Origin of the sequence: Ideonella livida (genome assembly GCF_010499455.1) — a bacterium.
GTDB classification, from domain to species: Bacteria; Pseudomonadota; Gammaproteobacteria; order Burkholderiales; family Burkholderiaceae_C; genus Ideonella; species Ideonella livida.
The window spans coordinates 1-23,487 of sequence record NZ_JAAGOH010000036.1 but is presented as its reverse complement, the minus strand read 5'-3'; the positions used below and the strand labels follow the sequence as shown (position 1 = coordinate 23,487).

Genomic DNA, 23,487 nt, shown 5'->3' with positions numbered 1-23,487 from the left:
GCTCAAGCCCCGGGCCGAGGGGCCGATACCCGGGGCATGTCCGCCACCCGTGGCGCCCTGCCGGCGCCTTCGACCGCCCCCTGCCGCCCGTCCCCTGCGTGGGGCCGGCCCGCGGCCGCGCTGGCGCTGGGTCTGGCCGTGGGGCTGCAGGCGCCGGCCGCCCGGGCCGAGGCCCGGCTGGCCGCCCCGGGGCAGGGCGCCAGCGCCCGGCTGGACTTCCGCATCATCATCCCGCCGGTCATCCGGCTGCTGGAGAACCGCCACGCCGCCGAATTGCAGGCCGACGGGCAGGGCCGCCTGCGCGGCGAGCAGACGCTGGTGGTGCTCTCCAACCTCAAGCGCGGCTTCTGCGTCACCCTGCGGCGCCACCTGCCCGAGGGCATCGTCCCCCCGGCCTGGCACCTGGAAGACGAGGGCTTGGGCGGCCTGAGCGCCGAACCCACCGCCGAGGGCTGGCGCTTGTGCGCCGCCCGGCCCGGCCGCTACACCCTGCAGCTGCGCCACGCCTTTGAGCCGCCGCCGGGTCAGCCGGCGCCCGCCGCGCAGGCCTGGCCGGTGTGGGCCGACGTGGCCGCGCTCTGAGCCGGCGGCGGCGCCCTCAGGCCGGCAGGGCCAGCACGCTGTGGTCGTGCGGGCTCATCTCGGCCGCCGCCGCCCGCATGGCGCCCAGCAGGGCCTGCAGGATGGGGCTGTCGTCGCCGTCCCGGTAGATGCAGCACAGGTCCACCCGCGGCTGCGCCGGGTGGTGCAGCGGGCGGTAGGTCACACCCGGAATGGCCATGGCCGTGGCCGAGCGCGGCACCAGGCACACGCCAAAGCCGGTGGCCACCAGGGCCACCGCATGCACCACGTCGCTCACCTCCTGCGCCACCAGCGGGGCAAAGCCGCAGTCGCGGCACAGCGCGTGCACCTTGTCGATGAAGTTGGGCCGCGAGCCGGTGGGGTAGAGCACCACCGGGGTGTCCGAGAGCTCGGCCAGGGGCACCGCGGTGCGGGCGATCAGCGGGTCGCCCGCGGGCAGGGCCACGTACAGCGGCTCGGTCAGCAGCGTCTCGCAGGTCAGGCCCTCCACCGGGCGCATCAGGCGGTTGAAGGCCAGGGTGATGCGCTGGTGGCGCAGCGCGTCGATCTGCTCCTCCTTGCTCATGTTGTGCAGCACGATGTTGACCTCGGGGCAGCGGCGGCGGAAGTGCCGCAGCAGCAGCGGGATGGCCCCGAAGATGCCCGAGCCGAACACCGCCACATCCACCCGGCCCAGCAGGCCCTGGGCGGCCTTGCTGGTGCGCTCGGCCGCGCGGTCGGCCAGGGCCAGGATGTTGCGCGCGTCCTCGTAGAGCACGCGGCCGGCGTCGGTCAGTTCCACGCCGCGGCTGGTGCGGTGCAGCAGTTGTGCGCCCAACTGCTCCTCTAGCTGCTGGATCTGCCGGGTCAGCGGCGGCTGCGAGATGTGCAGGCGCAGTGCGGCCCGGCCAATGTTCTGCTCATCGGCGACACAGACGAAGTAGCGCAGGTGGCGCAGTTCCATGGGGATCTCCTGGCGCGGGTGGCGCCTCAGGGTTTGCCATACCTGGTCTGATTTTCTGATGCCATCAGACATGCGTGCAAGGTATGGCTGCCCTAGTTCGATGGTATTGGACGGGCGGGCAGGGCCCCTCCTACAGTGCCCTCACCCCGACACCTCCCGGTGCCGAGGGCTCGGAATCCCCAGAGGGGCGGGCCGCGTCGTCGCAGCCCCTTCCCCCACCGACACGACAGCGACGACAGGAGACGACAACCATGGCATTGACAGGCGTGCTGCGCCCGGGACACGTGCAGATCCGGGTGCTGGACCTGGACGAAGGCGTCCACCACTACCGCGACATCATGGGGCTGGAGGAAACCGGCCGCGACGCTGAAGGCCGCGTGTATCTGCGTGGTTGGGACGAGCGGGACCACCACAGCATCGTGCTGCGCCAGGCCGACCGCGCCGGCCTGGACTTCTTCGGCTTCAAGGTGGCCGACGAGCACACCCTGAACCGCCTGGAGGCCGAGGTGCGTGACTGGGGCCTGGCCACCCAGCGCATTCCCGCGGGCGACCTGCTGGAGACCGGCGAGCGCGTGCGCTTTGAGATCCCCAGCGGCCACCAGATCGAGCTGTACGCCCACAAGACCTTCAAGGGCTCGCCCCTGGGCCAGAAGGACCCGGCGCCGTACTCCAGCCGCATGGACAACGGCATCGCCCCCATGCGCTTTGACCACGCCCTGCTCTACGGCCCGAACGTGGACAAGGTGCTGGACCTGTTCACCAAGGTGCTGGGTTTCCACCTGGCCGAGTACGTGACGCTGCCCGATTCGGACGTGAAGGGCGCGCTGTGGCTGGCCTGCTCCAACAAGGCGCATGACATCGCGTTTGTGATCCACCCCGAGCCGGGCAAGCTGCACCATGTGTCGTTCTACATGGAGTCGATCGACCGCGTGTTCCGCGCCGCCGACATCATGGCCGCCCACAACGTCAAGGTCGACATCGGCCCGACCCGCCACGGCATCACCCGCGGCGGCACCATCTACGCCTGGGACCCGTCGGGCAACCGCTTTGAGACCTTCTCGGGCGGCAACACCACCTACCCCGACCTGCCCCCCATCGCCTGGACCTGGGAAGGCCTGGGTGAAGGCGGCGGCCTGGACGTGGCCCACCGCAAGATGCACGAGACCTTCCTGACCGTGGTGACCTGAGAGCCCGCTGGCCCTGCAGCCGCGCTGGCCTGGCCAGCGCGGCTGAAGGACTCCCAGCTTCTCGCCTGGCCTCTCGTCTGTTCTTCCACGTCCGCTTTTCCGCTGTGCCGCCTGCGCGGCGGCACCCCGGCCCTGACCCTTTGCGACCCATGACCCGCACCATCACCAGCTTCATCAACGGCGCTTTTGTTCCGGCCGAGGGCGCCCGCCTCTTTGACAAGCGCTCGCCGGTGGACGGCCGGGTCATGGCCCGGGTGGCCGAGGCCGACGCGGCCCAGGTGGACGCCGCCGTGCAAGCCGCCCGCCGCGCCATGGCTGGTGAGTGGGGCCGCATGGGCACCGAAAAGCGCTGCGCGCTGATGCACGCCGTGGCCGACGAAATCACCCGCCGCTTTGACGACTTTGTGGCCGCTGAAATGGCCGACACCGGCCAGCCCAACCATGTGATGACCCATGTGTTCATCCCCCGTGGCGCGGCCAACTTCAAGATCTTTGCCGACGTGGTCAAGAACGTGGCCACCGAGAGCTTCCGCATGGAAACCCCCGACGGCCGGGGCGCGCTGAACTATGCGCTGCGCAAGCCCAAGGGCGTGATCGGCGTGATCTGCCCCTGGAACGCGCCCTTCTTGCTGATGACCTGGAAGCTGGGCCCGGCGCTGGCCTGCGGCAACGCCGTCATCGTCAAGCCCAGTGAAGAAACCCCGCTGACGGCCACCCTGCTGGGCGAGGTGATGAACAAGGTGGGTGTGCCCGCCGGCGTCTACAACGTGCTGCACGGCTTTGGCCCGGGCTCGGCCGGTGAGTTCATCACCCAGCACCCGGGGGTGGACGCCATCACCTTCACCGGTGAGACCCGCACCGGCACCGCCATCATGAAGGCCGCCGCCGAAGGCGTGCGCGATGTGTCGTTTGAGCTGGGCGGCAAGAACGCCGGCATCGTGTTTGCCGACTGCGACTTTGACGCGGCGGTGGACGGCATCTTCCGCTCGGCCTTCCTCAACACCGGCCAAGTTTGCCTGGGCACCGAGCGCGTGTACGTGGAGCGGCCGATTTTTGAGCGCTTCCGCGATGCCCTGAAGGCCAAGGCCGAGGCCGTGCGCTACGGCCGCCCCGAAGACCACCACAACACCTACGGCCCGCTCATCAGCCGCGAGCACCAGCAAAAAGTGCTGGGTTACTACCGCCTGGCGGTGGAGGAGGGCGCCACCGTGGTGACCGGCGGCGGCATCCCCGACATGCCGCCCGAGCTGGCCGAAGGCTGCTGGGTGCAGCCCACCCTCTGGACCGGCCTGAAGGACGACGCCCGCGTGGTGCGTGAAGAGATCTTCGGCCCCTGCTGCCACCTGCGCCCCTTCGACAGCGAAGACGAGGTGGTGGCCCTGGCCAACGACACCGACTACGGCTTGTCCACCACCCTGTGGACGCAGAACCTGGCCCGCGCCCACCGCATGGCCGAGCGCATTGACGTGGGCATCACCTGGGTCAACAGCTGGTTCCTGCGCGACCTGCGCACGCCCTTTGGTGGCAGCAAGCACAGCGGCATTGGCCGCGAGGGCGGTGTGCACTCGCTGGAGTTCTACACCGAGACCCGCAACGTCTGCATCAAGCTCTGAAAGCCCCCCCTCCATGGACACCTCCCAGATCCAGCAGTGCGGCGATGAGCTGTACGACGCCTGGCGCCAGCGCCAGGTGCTCACGCCGCTGCTCACCCGCTTCCCCGACATCCGCGTGGAAGACGCCTATGCCATCCAGTCGCGCTACGTGGCGCGCCGCCTGCAGGCGGGCGAGCGCATTGTGGGCAAGAAGATCGGTGTCACCAGCAAGCCCGTGCAGGACCTGCTGGGGGTGTACGAGCCCGACTTTGGCCAGCTCACCAGCGGCATGGTCTGCACCGAGGCCGATGGCGTGAGCCTGGAAGGCCTGATCCAGCCCAAGGCCGAGGCCGAACTGGCCTTTGTGCTGGAGCGTGACTTGGTGGGCCCGGGCATCACGGCAGCCGACGTGATCCGCGCCACCGCCTACGTCAGCCCCTGCTTTGAGATCGTGGACAGCCGCATCAAGGACTGGAAGATCAAGATCCAGGACACCGTGGCGGACAACGCCTCTTGCGGCGTGTTCTTGCTGGGCGATGCCAAGGGCGACCCGCGCAAGCTCGATCTGGCCCTGGCCGGCATGGTGCTGCACCGCAACGGCGCGCTGTTCTCCACCAGCGCCGGCGCGGCCGTGCAGGGCTCGCCCGTGAATGCCGTGGTGTGGCTGGCCAACACCCTGGGGCGCCTGGGCCTGCCCTTCAAGGCCGGTGAAGTGATCCTCTCCGGCTCGCAATCGCAGCTGCTGGCCGTGCAAAACGGCGATGAGCTGGTGTGCCGCATTGGCGGCCTGGGCGCCTGCCGCGCCCGCTTCCACGGAAAGGCAGCACTGTGACTTTCAACAACGACGCCGCCACGCTTGTCGCCACGGCCGACATGCGCACCACCCTCGGCGCTGAACAAGTGCAGGCCCTGACCGACCGCGTGGAAGCCGCCCAGACCGGCGCCCGCGCCATGCCCAAGCTCACCGAAGACTTCCCCGGCATGACCCTGGGCGATGGCTACGCCGTGCAGATCGCGCTGCGCGACCGCTGGGTGGCCCAGGGCCGCCGGCAGGTGGGCTGGAAGGCCGGGCTCACCTCGCAGGCCAAGATGGACCAGATGGGCGTGCGCGTGCCCACCGTGGGCTTTTTGCTGGCCGACATGGCTCGCCCCGAAGGCTCGGCCGTGCGCACCGACGACATGGTGCACCCCCGCGTGGAGCTGGAGCTGGCCTTCGTCACCAAAGCCGACCTGGCCGGCCCCGACGTGACCCGTGAACAGGTGCTGGCCGCCACCGACTTTGTGCTGCCCGCCATCGAGGTGATCGACTCGCGCTACACCGGCTTCAAGTTCGACCTGCAAAGTGTGGTGGCCGACAACTCCTCCTCTGCCCGCTATGTGGTGGGCGGCCGCCCCAGCCGGCCCGAGGACCTGGAGCTGGACACCCTGGGCGTGGTGCTGGAGAAAAACGGCGAGCCCCTGGCCATTGCCGCCACCGCCGCCGTCATGGGCCACCCGGCCGATGCCGTGGCTCTGGTGGTCAAGGTGCTGCATGAGCTGGGCCAAACGCTGCCGGCCGGCAGTTTTGTGATGAGCGGCGGCATCACCGAAGCCTTTGCCGTGAAGCCGGGCGACGTGGTGGCCGCGCGCTTCCAAAGCCTGGGCAGCGTGGGCGTGCGCTTCGTTTGAGTGCGCTTCGTCTGAACTTTTGAGCCTGACCTCATGCAACGTCGCACCTTCCTCTCCTGCCTGCCGCTGGCCGGGGCCTCGGCCACCGGGCTGGGCAGCCTGGCCACCACCCCCGCCGCCCTGGCGGCGGACGCCTGGCCCGCCAAGCCCATCACCCTGATCGTGCCCTTCCCGCCGGGGGGGCCCACCGACATCATCGGCCGCACGGCGGCCAAGCTGCTGTCAGACCGCCTGGGCCAGCCCGTGGTGGTGGAAAACCGCCCCGGCGCCGGCGGCAACCTGGGCACCGACCAGATCGCCAAGGCCGCGCCCGACGGTTATGTGCTGGGCGTGGGGGTCATCAGCAGCCTGTCCATCGCGCCGCAGCTGCTGCCCAAGCTGCCGTACAACGTCAAGACCGCCTTCACGCCGGTCTCGATGCTGGGCATTGCCAAGGGCGCCATCGTGGCCCACCCCAGTGCGCCCTTCCATGATCTGAAGGGCCTGATCGCCTACGCCAAGGCGCACCCCAAGTCGCTGCCCTTTGGCAGCTCGGGCATCGGCACCTCCAACCACCTGGCGGGTGAATACCTGCAATCGCTGGCCGGCATCGAGCTGGTGCACGTGCCCTACAAGGGCACCTCGCAGGCCGCGCAAGACCTGCTGGGCGGCCAGCTGCTGCTGAGTTTTGAGACCTCGCTGGCCACCACCGCGCCCAATGTGCAGGCGGGCAAGCTCAAGGCCATTGCCATCACGGCGGCCACCCGTTCGCCGCTGCTGCCGCAGGTGCCCACCGTGGCCGAGCAGGGCTTTCCGGGCTTTGACGTGCCGTCGTGGTTCGGCCTCATCGGCCCGGCCGGCCTGCCCAAGGACGTGGTGGCCACCCTCAACCGCGTGCTGACCGAAGGCCTCAAGCGGCCCGACGTGGCCGAGCGTTTTGCCCAGATCGGCGCCGAGCCCGCGCCCTCCAGCCCCGAGCAGTTCGCCAAGCGGATTGCCGACGAGAACCAGCGCTGGGGCCAGGTCATCCGCGACGCCCACATCACCCTCGATTGACTGACCGGAGACCCTCCACCGTGACCTCCCCCCGCAAGATCCGCTGCGCCCTGATCGGCTCCGGCAACATCGGCACCGACCTCATCTACAAGATCCAGCGCAGCCCCGTGCTGGAACCGGTGTGGATGGTGGGCATCGACCCGCAATCCGAAGGCCTGCAGCGCGCCCGCGACATGGGCCTGAAGACCACCGCCGAGGGCGTGGACGGCCTGCTGCCCCATGTGCTGGAAGACAACATCCAGATTGCCTTTGACGCCACCAGCGCCTATGTGCATGCCGAGAACTCGCGCAAGCTCAATGCCCTGGGCGTGCTGATGGTGGACCTGACCCCGGCGGCCATCGGCCCGCTGTGCGTGCCGCCGGTCAACCTCAAGCAGCATGCGGATCGCGTTGAGATGAACGTCAACATGATCTCCTGCGCCGGCCAGGCCACGATACCGATCGTGCACGCCATCAGCCGTGTGCAGCCGGTGGCCTATGGCGAGATCGTGGCCAGCCTGGCCAGCAAGTCCATCGGCCCGGGCACCCGCGCTAACTTAGACGAGTTCACCTACACCACCTCCAGTGCCATCGAGCGCGTGGGCGGGGCCAAGAAGGGCAAGGCGCTGGCCATCATCAACCCGGCCGAGCCGCCCATGATCATGCGCAACACGATCAACTGCCTGTGCGAGACCGAGCCCGACCAGACCCGGATCATCGACTCGGTGCTGGCCATGATCGAAGAGGTGCAGAAGTACGTGCCCGGCTACCGCCTGGTCAACGGCCCGCTGTTTGACGGCAAGCGCGTGGCCGTGTTCATGGAGGTCAAGGGCCTGGGCGACTACCTGCCCACCTACGCCGGCAACCTCGACATCATGACCGCCGCCGCCTGCCGCACCGCCGAGATGTTTGCCGCCGAGATCCTCTCCGGCGCCATCACCCTGAAGCCCACGCCGGCCGCCGCCTGAGCCCCGCCCCCAAGGAGATCCGACCATGACACCGATGAACCTCAAGGGCCGCCAGGTGATGCTGCACGACATGTGCCTGCGCGACGGCATGCACGCCAAGCGCGAGCAGATCAGCGTGGAGCAGATGGTGAAAGTGGCCACCGCGCTGGATGCGGCCGGCGTGCCGCTGATCCAGGTCACGCACGGCGCCGGCCTGGGCGGCAACTCGCTGCAGCACGGTTTTGCCCTGGCCAGCAACGAGGAGTACCTGCGCGCCGTGTGCCCGCTGATGAAGCAGGCCAAGGTCAGTGTGCTGCTCATCCCCGGCCTGGGCACCATGCGTGAACTGCAAAGCGCCTACGACTGCGGTGCCCGCAGCGTGCACGTGGCCACCCACTGCACCGAGGCCGACACATCGCCCCAGCACATCGCCTACGCCCGCAAGCTGGGCATGGACACCACGGGCTTCTTGATGATGGCCCACCTGAACACGCCCGCCGGCCTGGCCCAGCAGGCCAAGCTGATGGAGAGCTATGGCGCGCAAACCCTCTACATCACCGACTCGGCCGGCTACATGCTGCCCGATGACGTGACCGCCGCCGTCAGCGCCCTGCGTGACGTGCTCAAGCCCGAAACCGAGATCGGCTTCCACGGCCACCACAACCTGGGCCTGGGCATCAGCAACTCGATTGCGGCGATTGCCGCCGGCGCCAGCCGCATCGATGGCTCGGTGGGCGGCCTGGGCGCCGGTGCCGGCAACACCCCGCTGGAGGTGCTGCTGGCGGTGTGCGAGCGCATGGGCATCCAGACCGGCGTGGACCTGTTCAAGCTCATGGACGTGGCCGAAGAGGTGATCCTGCCGCTGATGGCCGAGCGCATCGTGCGCATCGACCGCGACTCGCTCACCCTGGGCTTTGCCGGCGTGTACTCCACCTTCTTGCTGCATGCCAAGCGGGCCGAAGCGCGCTTTGGCGTGCCGGCGCGCGACATCCTGGTGGAGCTGGGCCGCAAGAAGATGATCTCGGGCCAAGAGGACATGATCGAAGACACGGCGATGACCATGGCCAAGGCGCGTGGCCTGCTCAAGGACGTGTTGCGCAGCCAGGTGGGCGCGTGATGAACGCGCCGCAGCCGCGTGAACTGGCGGTGGTGGTGGGCGCCACCGGCGCCTTTGGCCAGCCCATCGTGCAGCGCCTCATCGGCCGTGGGTTGACGGTGCTGGCCGTGGCCCGCAGCGCCGCCAGCCTGGACGGCCTGGCCACCCGCTTTGGCCCCGCCCTGGTGCCCTGCGTGGCCGACATCGCCGATGACCTGGCTACCGAGGCCATCCGCACGGTGGTGCAGGCCCAGGGCAGCGCGGCCCAGCCCGCCGTGGTGCGCGCCGTGGTGCACGGCCCCGGTGTGGCCGTGGCCGGCGGCATTGCCAGCGTGGCCACCGCCGCCCTGGTGGACGCGGTCAACATCAAGGTGGGCGGCCTGCTGCGCCTGGTGCGGGCGGTGGACGGGCACTTGGTGCCGCAGTCGCGCCTGATCGCCATTGCCGGCCACTACGGGCTGGAGCCCACCGCCTACGCGGCAGCCGCCGGCATTGCCAATGCCGCGCTGTTCAACGTGGTGCGCCAGCTCAGCCTGGCTTATGGCGAGCGCGGCATCACCGCCCACACCCTGGCCCCCGGCCCGGCCGACACCGAGCGCCTGCACCGCGTGGCCGCCGACCGCGCCCGCCTGCAGGGCAGCACGCCCGAGGCGGTGCTGGACGACCTGCGCGCCGACTCCTCCCTGGGTCAGCTCACCACGCCTGCGCAAGTGGCCTGGGCCGTGGGCCTGCTGCTGGACCCGGAGGCCGACGCCATGACCGGCTCCACCCTGATGCTGGACGCCGGCCGCCGCCGGGGTCTGCCCTGAACACCGAACACCGAATGAGGAGCTTCTGATGCCCCTTGCCAACATCCATGTGCTGGCCGGCCACCCCCGCCCGGTGCTCAAACAACTGCTGCGCGAGGCCTCGGCCACCTTTGCCCGCGCCCTCGATGCCCCGCCCGACCGTCTGCAGGTCTGGATCACCGAGGTGGACCCGGCGCTGTACGCCATTGCCGGTGAGCCGGCCGACGAGGTGCTGGCCCGCGTGCCCCGGGCACAGGCCGAGATCCCCTTGGTTCGCCTGGCCTTGATGGAGGGGCGCTCGCTGGAGATGGTGCACCGCACCATGGCCGAGATGAGCGCCACCGTGGCCCGCGTGCTGGGCAGTGACCCGCAGCGCGTGCGCGTGATGATCGACCCGGTGCACCCCGACCGCTGGGCCATTGGCGGCGTGCCCGCCAGCGTGGCCCGCGCCGCCGAGCTGGCGGCGCGCCAAAACGCGGTCGCAGCGCCCCAGGCCGCCACCACCAGCCTGGGCGCTTGATGCCCTGACCGCGCACCTGGCGCGCAGGCCCAGCGGTCTGCGCCCTGCCGGTCCTTGCCCTGATCCCATGAGGTGCTGGCCCATGCCGCCGGCACCCGACATCCCCTCACCGGCCACAGAGCCGGGCGTGGGATGCGCCGCCGCATGGTCGCCTGCCTCCACCTGAAGGGGCATGCCCTTGCGGGGTGTCCTCAGGCGCCCAGCCGGGCGCCGCCATCACACAGGAGACACGATTCATGACCCGCCACTCTGCCGCCCGCCGGGCGAGCCCGACCCTGCCCACCCGTTGCGGCGTCACGCTGCGCCGCAGCGCCTGCGGCCTGGCCTGTGCCGCCGTCCTGGCCGCCCACGCCACCGAGAACGGCCTGACCACCGCCGCCGCCGGCGCCGAGGGCTTTCTGGCCGGTGCCTTGCCGCCGGCCGGCCTGTACGGCCTGGTTTACGTCAACCACTACAGCGCCACCCGCTTCAATGGCGGCGACGGCCAGGCCGCCATTCCTGGCTTCTCGGTCAAGGCCGACGCCGTGGTGGGCCGCCTGCTCTACATGGCCCAGGGCGAGGTGCTGGGCGGTCAGCCCGGCATCTATGGCGTGCTGCCCGTGGCCAAGGTCAGCCTGGAGGCTGCGGGCGCCAGTGGCAGCCACACCGGCCTGGGCGATGTGGAGATCGGCCCGTTGGTGGCCTGGCACCACAGCCCGCAACTGCACACCGCCGCCGCCCTGGCCGTGGTGCTGCCCACCGGCGACTATGACAAGACGCGCATGGTCAACACCGGCAACCACATCACCACCTGGCGGCCGGTGTTCGTGGCCTCGTACCTGGGGGCCACGGTGGACGCCTCCGCCAAGATCACCTACTCGATCAACGGCAAGAACAGCGCCACCGATTACCAAAGCGGCAACTACTGGCATGCCGACTTCAACCTGGGCGCCCGCGTGGCGCCGCAGTGGCAGCTTGGCCTGCAGGGCTACCTGATCCGCCAGACCGGCGACGACGAGCAGGCCGGGGCCAAGGTGGCCGATGGCATGCGCACCCGCGTCACCGCCCTGGGCCCGGCGCTGCGTTGGCAGGCCAACCCGGCCAGCCCCTCGCTGGAGGTGCGCTGGCAGCAGGAGTCGGGCGCGCGCTGGCACAGCCAGGGCAACGCCCTGTGGCTCAAGGCGGTCATGGCGCTCTGAGGCCGTCATGCGCCCCACCGCCGAACCCCTGCGACCCGCCGCCGCGGCCGCGCTGGCGGCGGTGTCGCCCCCGCCAGCCGCCTCGCCGGGCTGCGCCCCGCTGCACCCCAGCGACGAGCTGGTGTCCCGTCTGCACTTTGACGCCCGCGAGGGCCACATCTGGCTCAACGACCAGCGCATGCTGCTGCTGCACAACAGCGCCATGGGCGTGCTTCGCCGCGAGCTCATCGAAGGCCTGGGCCGCGACCAGGCGCGCGGCCTCATCACCCGCATGGGCTACCACTGCGGTGCGCATGACGCCGAGCTGGCGCGCAAGCTGCGCCGCCACCTCAGCCCGGCCGAGGGCGTGGAGGTGGGCCCGCAGCTGCACATGCTGGAAGGCGTGGCCCGGGTGGAGAAGGTGCGCCTGGAGGTGGACGAAGAGGCCGGTCACTTCCTGGGCGAATTCATCTGGCACGGCAGCGCCGAGGCCGAGTCGCATGTGCAGGCCTACGGCATCGTGGGCCATACGGCCTGCTGGCAGCAGACCGGCTACGCCAGCGGCTTTGTCAGCGGCTTCATGGGCCGGCCGGTGGTGTTTCGTGAGCTGCAGTGCCGCGCACAGGGCGCGCCGCACTGCCTCATCGTCGGCCGCCCGGCCGAGGCCGGGGAGGCCGACCAGGCCGATCCCGGCCTGGCCAGCCTGCGCGCCGACAGCCTGAGCCTGGGCGTGGCCGCACCGCTGCCCGCCAGCGGCCCGGCGGCTGCGGCCGAGCTGCTGGCCGACGCCCGCGTGGTGGGGGTGTCCGCCGGCTTCAATGCCGTCTGCCACATGGTGCGCCGCGCCGCCGGCACCCGGGCCACGGTGCTCTTCCTGGGCGAGAGCGGTGTGGGCAAGGAGGTGCTGGCCCAGGCGCTGCACCGCATCAGCCCGCGCGGCAGCGGGCCGCAGCCAGGGCCCTTTGTGGCCGTCAACTGCGCCGCCATCCCCGACGAGCTGGTGGAGAGCGAGCTGTTTGGGGTGGACAAGGGCGGCTTCACGGGCGCGCAGGCCAGCCGGCCGGGCCGGTTTGAGCGCGCCCACGGCGGCACCCTGTTCCTCGACGAGATCGGCATCCTGGGCTGGACGGCCCAGGGCAAGCTGCTGCGCGCGCTGCAGGAGCGCGAGGTCGAGCGCGTGGGCGGCACCCAGACCGTCAAGGTGGATGTGCGTGTGGTGGCCGCCACCAACCTGGACCTCAAGGCCGAGGTGGCCGCCGGCCGCTTCCGTGAAGACCTGTACTACCGACTGAACGTGCTGCCGGTGCGCGTGCCGCCGCTGCGCGAGCGGCGCGAGGACATCCCGGTGTTCATGAACCACTTCCTGCACCAGTTCAACCGCCGCGACGGCCGGCAGGTGACCGGCTTCACCGGCCGGGCCATTGACGCCCTGCTCAGCTACCACTGGCCCGGCAACATCCGCGAGCTGGAGAACCTGGTGGAGCGCGGCGTGGTGCTGGCCAGCGACGGAGGCGCCATCGACGTGACCCACCTGTTCCTGGGCGACGAGGCGCATTCCAGCCAGTGGCTGGCCCTGCAGCGCGACGGCAGCTTGCGCCAGCACGGCGTGGGCGCGGCCAACGACCCGGCGCTGCCCGGAACACCCGCCTCCACCGACCCCGCCGCCGGCCCGCAGGACGCCGCCCGTGCCCACCTGGCCGGACAGGTGCAGGCCCTGCTCAGCGGCCAGGCCGGCGCCCGGGGGGCACTGGCGCTGGACCACCTGGAGGCCGAGCTGGTGCGCAGCGCCATGGCCGCCACCGGCGGCAACCAGTCGGCCGCCGCCCGCCTGCTGGGCCTGAGCCGCGCCCAGCTCATCTACCGCCTCAAGAAGGAGTAGCCATGTCCCTCTGGCCTCAACAATCCCGGGCGGCGGCCATGGCGGCCGCACTGGTCTGGCTGGCGGGCGTCGCACCGCCGGTGACCGCCCTGGCGCAGGACGCGGGCGTCATCCGCGTGGGCGCCGTCAGCAGCCTGACCGGGCCGGCGGCCTTTCCAGAGTCCACCGCCGCGGTGCGGGCCTATTTCGACGCCGTCAATGCCAGCGGTGGGGTGCGTGGCCGGCGCCTGGAGCTGGTGGTGGCCGACGACCAGGGCGACCCCGCCACCGCCCGCGCCGCCGCCCAGCGCCTGCTGGAGGATCCGCGCACCGTGGCCCTGGTGGGCAGTGCCAGCACCGTGGACTGCACCCACAACGCCGCCGCCTACCAGGCCGCCGGCCTGATGGCGCTGCAGGGCACCGGCGTGGAGCCGGCCTGCTTTGCCAGCGCGCACATCGTGCCGGTCAACACCGGGCCCTACCTGTCGCTGCGCAACAGCCTGCAGTACGCGCACGAGGTGCTGCGCGCCCGGCGCCTCTGCGCCTTCGTGATGGACCTGCCGGGCATGGGCCCGGCCTACCGGGCCACCGCCCAGGCCTGGCAAAAAGAGGCCGGCGTCACCCTGGCCCACCTGGGCCTGTTCAACCCCACCGGCGATGTGAAGGTCTTGGTGGCCCAGGCCGAAGAAAAGCAGTGCGACGCCGTCGTGCATGGCGGCGTGGAGCCCCTGGTGCTGGCCTGGGCCCGGGCGGTGCAGGCCCACCCCCGGCTGGGCAAGGTGCCCACCGTCTTCCTCACCCCGGCCTACACCGAGCGGGTGGCTGCTGAATTGGCCGCCGGCACCGCACCCGTCTACTGCATGGCCGAGTTTGAACCCTGGTCCAGCCGCTCACCCACGCTGAGCGACTGGCGCGCCGTGATGCGGCGCGGCCAGGTGCCCCTGTCGTCCTTCTCGCAGGGCGGCTACACGGCGGCGCAGCTGTTTGTGCGCACCCTGCGCGCCATGGACGGCGAGATCAGCCGCGCCAACGTGGCCCGCGCGCTGCAGGCCGTCAAAGAGGTGGAGCTGTCCATGCTGGGCACCCGCTTCACCGTGGGTGCCGGCGGCAGCGGCCACAACCCCAACCGTGCCACCCTGCCCATGAAACTGGCGCAAGGCCAGTGGCGCATTGCCAGCCCGTTTTGGGTGGTGGCGCCGTGAAAATCATGAGGATTGTAAAGTTGGTAAAACATGGTCTTCAGCACTCAACAATGTTGAAAAGTCGATAAATGTGACGATGTTGGCGGACGAGGTTGTGACGCGGAACTTGCAGAAAGTTACATTGAGATCCGTTCGTTTCAAGGTGCGAGCTGCCCAGGAAACGTTCCTTCATTCGTGTAGTTTTGCTTGGAGGTTCCCATGGTCACTCGTCTCAACGTCGTCGCTTTGGCTGCCGCAGCCCTGGTTTCCTTGGCCCCGCTGTCGTCCGCCTGGGCGGGCTGTGTGGGGGACTGCGGCACCGCCACAGCCAATGGGGTGGTGACTGCCGCGCCAGTGGGCAACGGCAGCTATTCCTATGTGTCCACGGCGGCGGGCGCCACGGGGGCGGTGCTCGCCAGCATTGGCGGCGTCAACGGCTCGGTGCTGACCAGTGACGTGTTCAGCGCAGCGGCCAATGACGCCCTGGCGTTCAACTTCGACTACGTGACCTCGGACGGTGCGGGCTTTGCCGACTACGCCTGGGCTCGCCTCATGAGTGCCGGTGGCAGCCAAGTCGCCATGCTGTTCACGGCGCGCACGGTCGCTTCGGGCTCGGTGGTGCCCGGCACGGGCATGCCCGCCCCAACGGCTAGCCTCAATCCCAGCTCGGTGAGCATCCTGTCTGGCACCACCTGGGCGCAGCTGGGCACCGACTCAGGCCGCTGCTATTCCACGGGTTGCGGGCACACCGGCTGGGTCAATTCCAGCTACACCCTGACCAGCGCTGGCAACTACTACCTGGAGTTCGGCGTGGCCAACTGGGGCGACACCAGCTTTGACAGTGGCATGGCCGTGGCCGGCATCACCGTGGCGGGCCAAACCGTCAACACCGCCGCCGCCGTGCCGGAGCCGGAATCCTGGGCCCTGCTGATGGCCGGCCTGGGGGCGGTGGGCATCGTGCGCCGCCGCCGCCGCCGTCAGTCGGTCTGAGGTCCGCCTGGCCGGCGCTTGAGCCGGTAGGCCATCTGACCACGCCCCACCTGCAGCAGGCGCGCGGCAGCGGAGACATTGCCGCCGGCCTGGGCCAGGGCACGCGCCAGCAGCAGGTCTTCAATGGCCTCGAAGGAGGGCAGGACGGCCAGCAGCTGGTCGGCCAGGGCGGGGGCGTCGGGCGCGGGGGCGTCAGGGGCGGGGGGGAAATGGACGGCCGGGGCCTGGGCCAGGGCGCTGGCTGGCGCGGCGCGGGCGTCCCCCTCCTGCACTTCGGGCGCCAGCCCGCCCTGCGGGCCCAGGGCCCAGGCGGGGGAGGGCAGTTGCTCGCCCCCGGCAAACAGTTGCGGCAGGTCGATCAGGCCGCCGTCATCGGCCAGGATCACGCCGCGCTCCACCAGGTTCTCCAGCTCACGCACATTGCCCGGCCAGGGGTAGGCCAGCAGGGCGCCCTGAGCGCGGGGCGAGAAGCCGCGCACCTGGCGCCCCAGGCGCTGGTTGGCTCGCGCCAAAAAGTGCGCGGCCAGCAGCGCAATGTCCTCCGGCCGCTGGCGCAGCGGCGGCAACTCCAGCGGAAACACATTGAGGCGGTAGAACAGGTCCGCCCGAAAACGCCCGGCCGCCACCTCGGCACGCAGGTCCACATTGGCCGCGGCCACGATGCGCACATCCACCCGGCGCGGGGCGCTGCCGCCCACCCGCTCCACCTCACGCTCTTGCAGGGCGCGCAGCAGCTTGGCCTGGGCATCGGCGCCCAGGCTGGCCACCTCGTCCAGGAACAGGGTGCCGCCGTCGGCGCGCTCAAAGCGGCCGGGCCGGCTGCGCTCGGCGCCGGTGTAGGCGCCACGCTCCACGCCAAACAGCTCGGCCTCCACCAGGTCGGGCGGCAGGGCGGCGCAGTTGAGCGCCACAAACGGCCCGGCGGCGCGCCGGCTGGCCGCATGCAGGGCCTGGGCGCAACGCTCCTTGCCCACGCCGCTTTCGCCCTGCAGCAGCACCGTGGCCTCGGTGGGGGCCACGCGCTGCAGGCGGTGCAGCACCGCACGGAAGGCCGCGGATTGGCCGATGTGCTGGGGCCCCGGGGTCTCGGCGGCGGTGGGCTCCGTCCCGGGCCCGTCGGCAGGCGGGCGGCTGAGCGGCGGCGCCGTGGCGCTGTCTGCTGCGGCCAGCGCAGCGTCATGCGCCTGCCAAGCCGCCACGGTGCGGCCTTCCACCCGGCAGCGGGCGTGGCCCATGCCCACGCATTCCACCTCGCGCCATTGGATGGGCAGGCCGGTCACGGCGGTGCTGTAGCCGTCGGCATAACCCAGCATGGACCAGCACACCGGCTCGGCTGCCACGCCGCTTTGCGCCAGGTGGGCCTGGGCTTCCCAACTGCCGTGCCACAGAAAGTGGCCCCAGAACAGGCCACGCTCCAGGTCCAGCTGCATGGCCTCGATGGGCTGGTGGCTCACAAAACCTTCCATCTCGCGCAGGCGGGGGCCCAGGGCCAGGGCTTCGGCCACGGCCTGTGCGGTGGGTTCGGCCATCAGGCGCCGCACGCGCAGGCCGTCTTCTCGGCCCTGCTGCCATCCCAGGCGGGTGAGCAGCGGCCGGGCCTGCGCCACCCCCAGGCGCTGCACCAGCGCCTGACGCAGCTCGGCCAGGGCGCCGGCATGCATGAGCAGCATGCGCTGGCCCAGCAGGTCAATGTGGCCGGCCTCGGGTGCAAAGTGCAGGTGCGCGGCCAGGGCGTGGCTGTGCGGGGGGTTGGACAGGGCGTGGTGCATAGGTGAGGCAAAGCCAGTCAAAAGGCGGCCACAGCGGCCATGGCTTGATTTCATGAAACCGGCCTGCATGGCCTGAGCCAACCAGCGCCGCCGGCTTGACTGAAATCATGAATCGCCGCCGCCGCGCCGCCCATCCGGGCTGCTGCCCATGTCTGGAATTCCACAGGCCCCTGGTGCCTGTGCGACGACGGGCACCGCCCGGGCGGTGAACTTTCACCACCGGGCCCCACGGGCCTGGGACTTACCCGCAACGGCGCTGCGGTGGCACCGGGGTTGCACAGCACCTTCCCAAATACCACCCCTGAACCGGCCACCGAACCGGCCACCGACCCCGCCTGAACCTGCGGGGCCGCGCACCCCAGGAGACGCCGCATGACCCTCACCCTGGCTTCCGCCGAGGCTTCCCGCCCGGCCCCCAGCCCCGCCCCCATCTTGGCCGCCACGGTGGCTCCCCAGGGGGCCTGGCCGCAGCTCCCCGCCGGCACCCGCTGGCTGCAGGTGCAGCGCCGTGAGCGGCTGTGCGCCGACATCGTCGCCCTCACCTTGGTGGACCCCTCAGGCGTCCCGCTGCCCGACTGGACGGCCGGCGCCCATGTGGACCTGCTGCTGCCGCTGGATGGCCCGGCCGCCCCGCCGCGGGCGCGCAGCTATTCGCTGTGCCACCGCCCGGGCGAGCGGGGCCACTACCAGATTGCCGTGCAGCGCGAGCGCGCTGGCCGGGGCGGCTCCGCCTGGGTGCATGAGCACCTGCACGAAGGGGCTTGGGTGCCGGTGCGGCCGCCGCGCAACCTGTTCACCCTGCGGCCCGCACCGCATGTGCTGCTGCTGGCCGGTGGCATTGGCCTGACGCCCCTGCTGGCCATGGCCGAGGCCCTGTGGGCCGAAGGCCGCTCCTTCGCCCTGCAGGTGGCCGTGCGCCAGCGCACCCGTTTGCCCTTTGCCGCCCGCCTGGCCCAAGCCCCTTGGGCCCGCCACGTGCAGGTGTGGGCCGATGACGAGGGCGCCGCGCTGGACCTGCCGGCCCAGCTGGCCGCCCAGCCCGCCGGCACCCTGGTGGCCACCTGCGGGCCAGCGGGTTTCATGGCGGCGGTGCAGCGCGCCGCCCAGCAGGCCGGCTGGGCGCCAGAGCGGGTGCTGCTGGAGCACTTTGCGGCACCGCCCGCTGCGGCGGTGGATCGCCCGGCCACGGTGTCCGCTGTCGCCCCCGAAGCTGCGCCTGATTTCGCCCCTGATGCCGCACCCGCCCAGGTGCTGTGGGCGCCCACCGGCCAGTGCCTGGCGCTGCCCCCCCAGGCCAGCGTGGCGCAGGTGCTGCGCGCCGCCGGCGTGGCGCTGGACCTGAGCTGCGAGCAAGGCATCTGCGGCCAATGCTGCCTGCAGGTGCTGGACGGGCAGGCCGAGCACCGCGACCTGGTCTACGGTCCGCATGAGCACACGGTGGAGCGGCGCTTCACCCCTTGTTGTTCGCGCCCAGCCGCCGGGGCCGCCGGCCCGCTGGTGCTGGCGCCCCTGGGTTGGGCCCAGGCTGAAGGGTCCGCCTGAGGCGGGGCCCACCCACCGGACTTCGGCCCCACCGCTATCTGGCATCAGGCGTCCGCCCCGCCGCCGGGGCCGGGCAGGCGCTTTCAGTTTCCACCCCGGCGCCGGTGGGCTGGCGCCCTCAGGCCAGCGCAGACCGTTCATCACCACAACACGGAGACACACGCACCATGGCTTCCACCTCAACGTCCCCCGCCTCCAGCGGCCAGCCCGTCACCCTGCTGCGCCACCCCAGCGGCAACCCCGCGGGCAAGCCCGCCACGCCCTACCTGCTCAACTGCTGGTACGCGGCGGCCCTCTCCACTGAGCTGCCGCAAGAAGGCATGCTGGCCCGCCAGCTGCTGGACACCGGCGTGCTGCTCTACCGCAAGGCCGACGGCCAGCCCGTGGCCCTGCACGACCGCTGCCCGCATCGCTTTGTGCCCCTCAGCCTGGGCCAGCGCCAGGGTGACGAGGTGGTGTGCAAGTACCACGCCCTGCGCTTTGACTGCTCAGGCGCCTGCACCCACAACCCGCACGGCAACCAGCTCATTCCTGCCGCCGCCAAGGTGCGCCACTTCCCGCTGCTGGAAAAGTGGGGCTTTGTCTGGATCTGGATGGGCGACCAACCCGCCGACCCCGCCAAACTGCCCGACTTCAGCCCCCTGGACGACGGCCCCGCCACCGGCATTGGCCACACCTACATGCCCATGAAGGCGAACTACGAGCTCATCATCGACAACGTGATGGACTTGAGCCATGTGGACCATGTGCACGGTGAAATCATCAGCACCCGCGGCCAGCTCACCCCGCAAATCCCACCGGTGAAAGAGGAAAACGGCACCGTCAACGTGCGCTGGGAATGGCAGCAAACGCCGCCCATCCTCATCCTGGCCAACTTCCTGCCGGACCCGGCCGCGGCGGCCCGGCACTTTGTCACCGTCACCTGGCATGCGCCGGCCACCATCCAGCTCACCATTGGCGCCACGCAAGAGGCCGAGGCCCCGCTGGACCTGGCGCACACCCAAGGCCAGTACGACCTGCACACCTGCACCCCCGCCAGCGCCGGCGAAACGCACTACTTCTTCGCCACCCGCCGCAACCACCTGGTGGACGATGCGGCCTACAACCAGATGAAGATCCAGGCCATGCACGGCGCCTTCGTCAATGAAGACGGCCCCATCATCGAAGCCGCCCAGCGCGAGATGGGCACGGCCGACTTCTTTGCGCTCAACCCGGTGCTCATCACCAGCGACGTGGCCCCGGTGCGCGTGCGCCGCCTGCTGGCGCGCATGATGGCCCAAGAGGGGCGTTACGCCTGAGGCGCCGTCACCGCCGCCGCCACCGCCGCCGGCTGCGTGGCCGCCCAGGCGGGCAGCGCCTGCACCTGCGCCAGCCAGCGCTGCAGGTGCGGCAAGTCATGCACCGGCAACTGGGCGGCGTCTTGGTCGGCCAGCGGCGCGGCCAAGGCCAAATCGGCCAGGCTCAGGCCGTGCGGGGCCACCCAGTCACGCCCGGCCAAGTGGGCGTTCAGCACCTCGGCCGCTGTGCGCACCTGGGTGCGGCCCTGCGCCACCCGGGCCGCGTCAGGGGCGCCCTGGCCCACCAGCGGCTTGATGTGGTGCTCCCAGTTCAGCGTGCTGATGCCGGGCATGAAGTCCTGCCCGCACCAATGCATCCAGCGGCTCACCTCCGCCCGGCCGCGCGGGTCTGCCGGCAGCAGCGTCTGGCCCGGCACCTGGGCCGCCAAGTACTCCATGATGGCGTACGACTCCCACAGCACCCACCCCTCGTGCTCCAGCACCGGCACCCGGTGGTTGGGGTTGAGCGCCAAGAACGCTGGGGCGAACTGCTCGCCCCGCGTCAAATCCACCACCACCCGCTCCACCGGCACATCCAGCAGGTGAACCGTGAGCAACACCCGGCGCGAGCAGGTGGACAGGGGATGAAAGTAAAGGCGCATGTCAGGACTCCGTGAGGGTTGAAACATGGCGCCAGCGTAGGGGGCAGGGGTGTCAGAAAGTGGCAGTAGGCTCACTGTCCGGGGCTGGCCCGGCATGTGGTTTGCGCTGTGCTGGCAGCTGTTAGCCTGGTGCCTGGCTTATGCCCCTTGGGAGGACAGCACGTCCAGCGGGCTGCGGGCACCCAGGCCTGCCACCTTCAGAACATGGGTGTAGATCATCGTGGTGGACACGTCGGCATGGCCCAGCAGTTCCTGAACCGTTCGAATGTCGCTACCGGCCTGCAGAAGATGCGTGGCAAAACTGTGCCGCAGCGTGTGAGGCGTGGCGGCCTTGAGAATGCCCGTGGCTGACAGCGCCCGCTTGAACGCGCGTTGCAATGTCTGATCCTGCAGATGATGGCGGCGCACCACACCACTGCGCGGATCCACTGAATGGTGATCCTGTGGGAACAACCAGAACCACGCCAAGCTTTGACCCGCGCGCGGGTACTTGCGGTCCAAGGCGTGCGGCATCTCTACGCCGGCCTGGCCTGCAGCCACATCGTCCTGCCAAACTTTTCGAGCGAAGGCCACCTGCTGCTGCAGATCCACCTTCAGTGCCTGCGGCAGCATCACAACCCGATCCTTGTCGCCCTTGCCTTCGCGCACGTAAATCGCCCGCTGTTCAAAATCAACATCCTTCACGCGCAGGCGAAGGGCTTCATTGATACGCAAGCCAGTGCCGTAAAGCAACTGGCCCAGCAAGCGGTGCGTACCCGCCAAGTGGTTGAGCAGTGCCACCACCTCATGCTGTGTGAGCACCACAGGCAATCTCCGCTGGGGTACTGGACGCCCAATCTCATGCATCCATGGCAACTGTTGGTTCAGTACCCGGCCGTATAGAAACAACAGCGCTGACAAGGCCTGGCGGTGCGTGGAAGGGGCCACCTGCCGCTCCACGGCCAGGTGGGTCAAGAAGGAGGCCACCTCATCGCCTCCCATCTGCAGAGGATGCCGCAACCCATGAAAGCGAATGAACCCCCTGCACCAGTGCACATAGGCCTGCTCGGTGTGGAGGCTGTAGTGCAAGGTGCGTACTTGGTGGCGCAGCTGATCCAGCAAGCGTGGCCCGGTGCGCTGTAGACCGGGTGCAGGCGGTTGCCCAAATTCAGTGGCGCCGCCACTTGAGTTGCGCCGCTCAGCCGGTGCCGGCCGTGTGTGTGCGTACATGCTGGCCCCCCTAGGCGAGATCGTGAGCGCCCGTCAGAATGACCCGACCTGCGCTGCCTTCGAAGCCAATTTAATACTGTATGAACATCCAGTCAATCCGGGTTGAGCCAAGAAGAACAAGGACTTGTCCGCGCGAGCGGCCCAGTGGTCAGGTGGTGGCAGCCGGTGTTATGCGTCGCCGCCCCTCAAAGCAGCACCCTTCGGCTGTGCCGAGTGATGCTTTTGACGGGGGAGTCTGCGCCCAGACAGGAGCGGGTTTGAAAGAAAACCTGATAAAAATCAATAGCTTGGCTGTGTGTGTGCATCCGGTGTTATGCATCCGGCCAAGTGTTATCCGTCACGCAGTGACGCATACAACAAGTTATGCGGCCTCAGTGGCTGCCGTCTCGCGCATCGCAGCGTCGATGTCGGCCGCCGCCGCGCTGTAGCTCATGCCGGCCATGCGTCCCAGCAACTCACGGCAGCGCTCGCGCTTCGCGGGGTCGGCGTGATCTTCCAGCAGCCAGCGCAGACGGGCGCTGTCCTGGCGGTCGGGGTGGTGCTCGATCGAGTCGGCGCCCGGGTCCACCAGCTTGTTGCGCGGGTCCAGCATCACGGCAGCGCCGTACACCACGCGGAACAGGCTGCCTCGGTCGGCCGTCTCCAGCAGTGCGCGCAGGGCTCGGCCGCACTGTTCGTCGTCGTCGCGGTCAAAGTCCTCGTCGCCGTCGTTGCGCGCAATCACGGCGGGCATCGCCGGGCAGTGCCGGTGTCCCAGGTTATCCAGCATCCCGGCCAAGTCCATCGCCATGTTCAGGTCGGCCTCGCTGGCCTTTGCCATCTTCATCGGGTCCCTTTCTCGCGGCACCGGCCGCATAACTGTTCGTTCGTGTGGGACCGCTGCGCGGCCCCACAACTCAGGCGTTGGGCGTCATGCCGCCACGCGGTCCATTCTCTTGAGCACGCTCAGCGTGTTCGTCGCTTCTATCGTCATGCCCGCCTCGGCCAGCAAGTCAGCGGCCAACTCGCCGGCCTTGGTCAGCCCGCCGAAGCCGCGCGGCTCTCCCTTGTGATCGGTGAACCAGAACACCAGGCCACGGTCGCGCAGAGGGTGCAGTTGGTCGGTCTGCACAATACCGATGTAGGCCGGCGCGCTCCTGTCTAGCGATCCATCACGCGGCCCGCCGGACTTGCTTCGCTCCGGCTTGCCATGCGCGGCCTCGTGCGCTCGCAGCCGAAGCAGGGTGTTGCATTGCCGCTTGCTCAGCGTCAAAACAAACGCGAGCCCTGTTGTCGCTTCTGCAAATACTCGGTTCGTCATTCCGCAATCCTTTCAGTGTTCATCCACCCACGCCCAACCCTTCGCCCGAGCCGACTGCTCCGCAGCGGCTCAGCTCAAACGTGTGTGCCGCGCATGGCACGAATCCAGTCGGGTGAGAGTCCCGATACCAGGTATCAGCAGAGCCGAAGGTTAGCCAAAGGGCAACTGCGTCGCCGCGAGGCGGGGTGGGGAGGAAGCTCAAGGC

22 protein-coding genes are annotated in these 23,487 nt (G+C 69.9%); 16 read left to right on the top strand and 6 right to left on the bottom strand.

Annotated features, from left to right (window positions below):
• Positions 1–36 precede the first annotated feature (36 nt).
• Positions 37–582 (top strand): hypothetical protein, encoded by a 546-nt coding sequence (locus G3A44_RS19845; protein ID WP_163459493.1) that lies wholly within the window; start codon positions 37–39, stop codon positions 580–582.
• 16 nt (positions 583–598) lie between these two features.
• Here the strand turns inward: G3A44_RS19845 and G3A44_RS19840 are convergent, their stop codons facing one another.
• The gene (locus G3A44_RS19840) at positions 599–1,525 is read right to left on the bottom strand and encodes a LysR family transcriptional regulator (protein WP_163459492.1); all 927 of its coding nucleotides are present in this window, start codon (positions 1,523–1,525) and stop codon (positions 599–601) included.
• Positions 1,526–1,776: 251 nt separating this feature from the next.
• Between G3A44_RS19840 and G3A44_RS19835 the strand changes: the two genes are divergently transcribed.
• The 13 genes from G3A44_RS19835 (at position 1,777) to G3A44_RS19775 (ending at position 15,523) form a co-directional block, all read left to right on the top strand.
• Positions 1,777–2,712, top strand: a complete 936-nt coding sequence (locus tag G3A44_RS19835) for a catechol 2,3-dioxygenase (protein WP_163459491.1) — start codon at positions 1,777–1,779, stop codon at positions 2,710–2,712.
• Between the two features lie 149 nt (positions 2,713–2,861).
• Complete coding sequence (locus G3A44_RS19830; protein ID WP_163459490.1) at positions 2,862–4,325, top strand: 2-hydroxymuconic semialdehyde dehydrogenase; 1,464 nt, start codon at positions 2,862–2,864, stop codon at positions 4,323–4,325.
• Positions 4,326–4,338: 13 nt separating this feature from the next.
• Complete coding sequence (gene dmpE / locus G3A44_RS19825) at positions 4,339–5,136, top strand: 2-oxopent-4-enoate hydratase (protein WP_163459489.1); 798 nt, start codon at positions 4,339–4,341, stop codon at positions 5,134–5,136.
• A gap of 41 nt (positions 5,137–5,177) precedes the next feature.
• The gene (dmpH, locus tag G3A44_RS19820) at positions 5,178–5,972 is read left to right on the top strand and encodes a 2-oxo-3-hexenedioate decarboxylase (protein WP_163459512.1); all 795 of its coding nucleotides are present in this window, start codon (positions 5,178–5,180) and stop codon (positions 5,970–5,972) included.
• 33 nt (positions 5,973–6,005) lie between these two features.
• Positions 6,006–7,007: a Bug family tripartite tricarboxylate transporter substrate binding protein gene (locus G3A44_RS19815; protein WP_163459488.1), complete on the top strand. Its 1,002-nt coding sequence runs from the start codon at positions 6,006–6,008 to the stop codon at positions 7,005–7,007.
• A gap of 20 nt (positions 7,008–7,027) precedes the next feature.
• Positions 7,028–7,954: an acetaldehyde dehydrogenase (acetylating) gene (locus G3A44_RS19810; RefSeq protein ID WP_163459487.1), complete on the top strand. Its 927-nt coding sequence runs from the start codon at positions 7,028–7,030 to the stop codon at positions 7,952–7,954.
• 34 nt (positions 7,955–7,988) lie between these two features.
• Positions 7,989–9,050: a 4-hydroxy-2-oxovalerate aldolase gene (gene dmpG, locus G3A44_RS19805; RefSeq protein WP_203561496.1), complete on the top strand. Its 1,062-nt coding sequence runs from the start codon at positions 7,989–7,991 to the stop codon at positions 9,048–9,050.
• Entirely contained in the window at positions 9,050–9,838 is a 789-nt protein-coding gene (locus G3A44_RS19800) for an SDR family NAD(P)-dependent oxidoreductase (RefSeq protein ID WP_163459485.1), read from the top strand. Before dmpG ends, G3A44_RS19800 begins: the two co-directional genes overlap by 1 nt.
• A 28-nt stretch (positions 9,839–9,866) precedes the next feature.
• The gene (locus G3A44_RS19795; protein ID WP_163459484.1) at positions 9,867–10,337 is read left to right on the top strand and encodes a tautomerase family protein; all 471 of its coding nucleotides are present in this window, start codon (positions 9,867–9,869) and stop codon (positions 10,335–10,337) included.
• A 236-nt stretch (positions 10,338–10,573) separates the two neighbouring features.
• Positions 10,574–11,515 (top strand): SphA family protein, encoded by a 942-nt coding sequence (locus G3A44_RS19790; RefSeq protein ID WP_163459483.1) that lies wholly within the window; start codon positions 10,574–10,576, stop codon positions 11,513–11,515.
• 7 nt (positions 11,516–11,522) lie between these two features.
• Complete coding sequence (locus G3A44_RS19785) at positions 11,523–13,373, top strand: sigma-54-dependent Fis family transcriptional regulator (protein WP_163459482.1); 1,851 nt, start codon at positions 11,523–11,525, stop codon at positions 13,371–13,373.
• A gap of 2 nt (positions 13,374–13,375) precedes the next feature.
• On the top strand, positions 13,376–14,554 hold the full coding sequence (locus G3A44_RS19780; protein WP_163459481.1) for an ABC transporter substrate-binding protein: 1,179 nt from the start codon (positions 13,376–13,378) through the stop codon (positions 14,552–14,554).
• Between the two features lie 198 nt (positions 14,555–14,752).
• A complete protein-coding gene (locus G3A44_RS19775; protein ID WP_163459480.1) occupies positions 14,753–15,523 on the top strand; it encodes an NF038132 family protein in 771 nt (256 codons plus the stop codon).
• Here G3A44_RS19775 and G3A44_RS19770 read toward each other — a convergent pair.
• The gene (locus tag G3A44_RS19770; RefSeq protein ID WP_163459479.1) at positions 15,511–17,292 is read right to left on the bottom strand and encodes a sigma 54-interacting transcriptional regulator; all 1,782 of its coding nucleotides are present in this window, start codon (positions 17,290–17,292) and stop codon (positions 15,511–15,513) included. The two genes, G3A44_RS19775 and G3A44_RS19770, sit on opposite strands and share 13 nt — an antisense overlap.
• 372 nt (positions 17,293–17,664) lie before the next feature.
• On the opposite strand from G3A44_RS19770, the gene G3A44_RS19765 reads away from it, so the two are divergent.
• Positions 17,665–18,834 (top strand): PDR/VanB family oxidoreductase, encoded by a 1,170-nt coding sequence (locus G3A44_RS19765; protein WP_163459478.1) that lies wholly within the window; start codon positions 17,665–17,667, stop codon positions 18,832–18,834.
• A 167-nt stretch (positions 18,835–19,001) separates the two neighbouring features.
• Positions 19,002–20,132, top strand: coding sequence for a Rieske 2Fe-2S domain-containing protein (locus G3A44_RS19760; RefSeq protein ID WP_163459477.1), 1,131 nt, complete (start codon positions 19,002–19,004; stop codon positions 20,130–20,132).
• Here G3A44_RS19760 and G3A44_RS19755 read toward each other — a convergent pair.
• The 4 genes from G3A44_RS19755 to G3A44_RS19740 form a co-directional block, all read right to left on the bottom strand.
• On the bottom strand, positions 20,123–20,773 hold the full coding sequence (locus G3A44_RS19755) for a glutathione S-transferase family protein (RefSeq protein WP_163459476.1): 651 nt from the start codon (positions 20,771–20,773) through the stop codon (positions 20,123–20,125). The genes G3A44_RS19760 and G3A44_RS19755 overlap by 10 nt on opposite strands.
• A 138-nt stretch (positions 20,774–20,911) precedes the next feature.
• Positions 20,912–21,982: an integron integrase gene (locus tag G3A44_RS19750; RefSeq protein ID WP_163459475.1), complete on the bottom strand. Its 1,071-nt coding sequence runs from the start codon at positions 21,980–21,982 to the stop codon at positions 20,912–20,914.
• Positions 21,983–22,343: 361 nt separating this feature from the next.
• Complete coding sequence (locus G3A44_RS19745) at positions 22,344–22,808, bottom strand: hypothetical protein (RefSeq protein WP_163459474.1); 465 nt, start codon at positions 22,806–22,808, stop codon at positions 22,344–22,346.
• An 84-nt stretch (positions 22,809–22,892) separates the two neighbouring features.
• Positions 22,893–23,282, bottom strand: a complete 390-nt coding sequence (locus G3A44_RS19740; RefSeq protein WP_163459473.1) for a hypothetical protein — start codon at positions 23,280–23,282, stop codon at positions 22,893–22,895.
• Positions 23,283–23,487 lie beyond the last annotated feature (205 nt).

What these genes read in the sequence shown, in the direction of transcription:
- G3A44_RS19845 (WP_163459493.1), top strand. Translation starts at nt 37, where the DNA reads ATGTCCGCCACCCGTGGCGCCCTGCCGGCGCCTTCGACCGCCCCCTGC.
- G3A44_RS19840 (WP_163459492.1), bottom strand. Translation starts at nt 1,525, where the DNA reads ATGGAACTGCGCCACCTGCGCTACTTCGTCTGTGTCGCCGATGAGCAG.
- G3A44_RS19835 (WP_163459491.1), top strand. Translation starts at nt 1,777, where the DNA reads ATGGCATTGACAGGCGTGCTGCGCCCGGGACACGTGCAGATCCGGGTG.
- G3A44_RS19830 (WP_163459490.1), top strand. Translation starts at nt 2,862, where the DNA reads ATGACCCGCACCATCACCAGCTTCATCAACGGCGCTTTTGTTCCGGCC.
- dmpE (WP_163459489.1), top strand. Translation starts at nt 4,339, where the DNA reads ATGGACACCTCCCAGATCCAGCAGTGCGGCGATGAGCTGTACGACGCC.
- dmpH (WP_163459512.1), top strand. Translation starts at nt 5,178, where the DNA reads ATGCGCACCACCCTCGGCGCTGAACAAGTGCAGGCCCTGACCGACCGC.
- G3A44_RS19815 (WP_163459488.1), top strand. Translation starts at nt 6,006, where the DNA reads ATGCAACGTCGCACCTTCCTCTCCTGCCTGCCGCTGGCCGGGGCCTCG.
- dmpG (WP_203561496.1), top strand. Translation starts at nt 7,989, where the DNA reads ATGAACCTCAAGGGCCGCCAGGTGATGCTGCACGACATGTGCCTGCGC.
- G3A44_RS19800 (WP_163459485.1), top strand. Translation starts at nt 9,050, where the DNA reads ATGAACGCGCCGCAGCCGCGTGAACTGGCGGTGGTGGTGGGCGCCACC.
- G3A44_RS19795 (WP_163459484.1), top strand. Translation starts at nt 9,867, where the DNA reads ATGCCCCTTGCCAACATCCATGTGCTGGCCGGCCACCCCCGCCCGGTG.
- G3A44_RS19790 (WP_163459483.1), top strand. Translation starts at nt 10,574, where the DNA reads ATGACCCGCCACTCTGCCGCCCGCCGGGCGAGCCCGACCCTGCCCACC.
- G3A44_RS19785 (WP_163459482.1), top strand. Translation starts at nt 11,523, where the DNA reads ATGCGCCCCACCGCCGAACCCCTGCGACCCGCCGCCGCGGCCGCGCTG.
- G3A44_RS19780 (WP_163459481.1), top strand. Translation starts at nt 13,376, where the DNA reads ATGTCCCTCTGGCCTCAACAATCCCGGGCGGCGGCCATGGCGGCCGCA.
- G3A44_RS19775 (WP_163459480.1), top strand. Translation starts at nt 14,753, where the DNA reads ATGGTCACTCGTCTCAACGTCGTCGCTTTGGCTGCCGCAGCCCTGGTT.
- G3A44_RS19770 (WP_163459479.1), bottom strand. Translation starts at nt 17,292, where the DNA reads ATGCACCACGCCCTGTCCAACCCCCCGCACAGCCACGCCCTGGCCGCG.
- G3A44_RS19765 (WP_163459478.1), top strand. Translation starts at nt 17,665, where the DNA reads ATGACCCTCACCCTGGCTTCCGCCGAGGCTTCCCGCCCGGCCCCCAGC.
- G3A44_RS19760 (WP_163459477.1), top strand. Translation starts at nt 19,002, where the DNA reads ATGGCTTCCACCTCAACGTCCCCCGCCTCCAGCGGCCAGCCCGTCACC.
- G3A44_RS19755 (WP_163459476.1), bottom strand. Translation starts at nt 20,773, where the DNA reads ATGCGCCTTTACTTTCATCCCCTGTCCACCTGCTCGCGCCGGGTGTTG.
- G3A44_RS19750 (WP_163459475.1), bottom strand. Translation starts at nt 21,982, where the DNA reads ATGTACGCACACACACGGCCGGCACCGGCTGAGCGGCGCAACTCAAGT.
- G3A44_RS19745 (WP_163459474.1), bottom strand. Translation starts at nt 22,808, where the DNA reads ATGAAGATGGCAAAGGCCAGCGAGGCCGACCTGAACATGGCGATGGAC.
- G3A44_RS19740 (WP_163459473.1), bottom strand. Translation starts at nt 23,282, where the DNA reads ATGACGAACCGAGTATTTGCAGAAGCGACAACAGGGCTCGCGTTTGTT.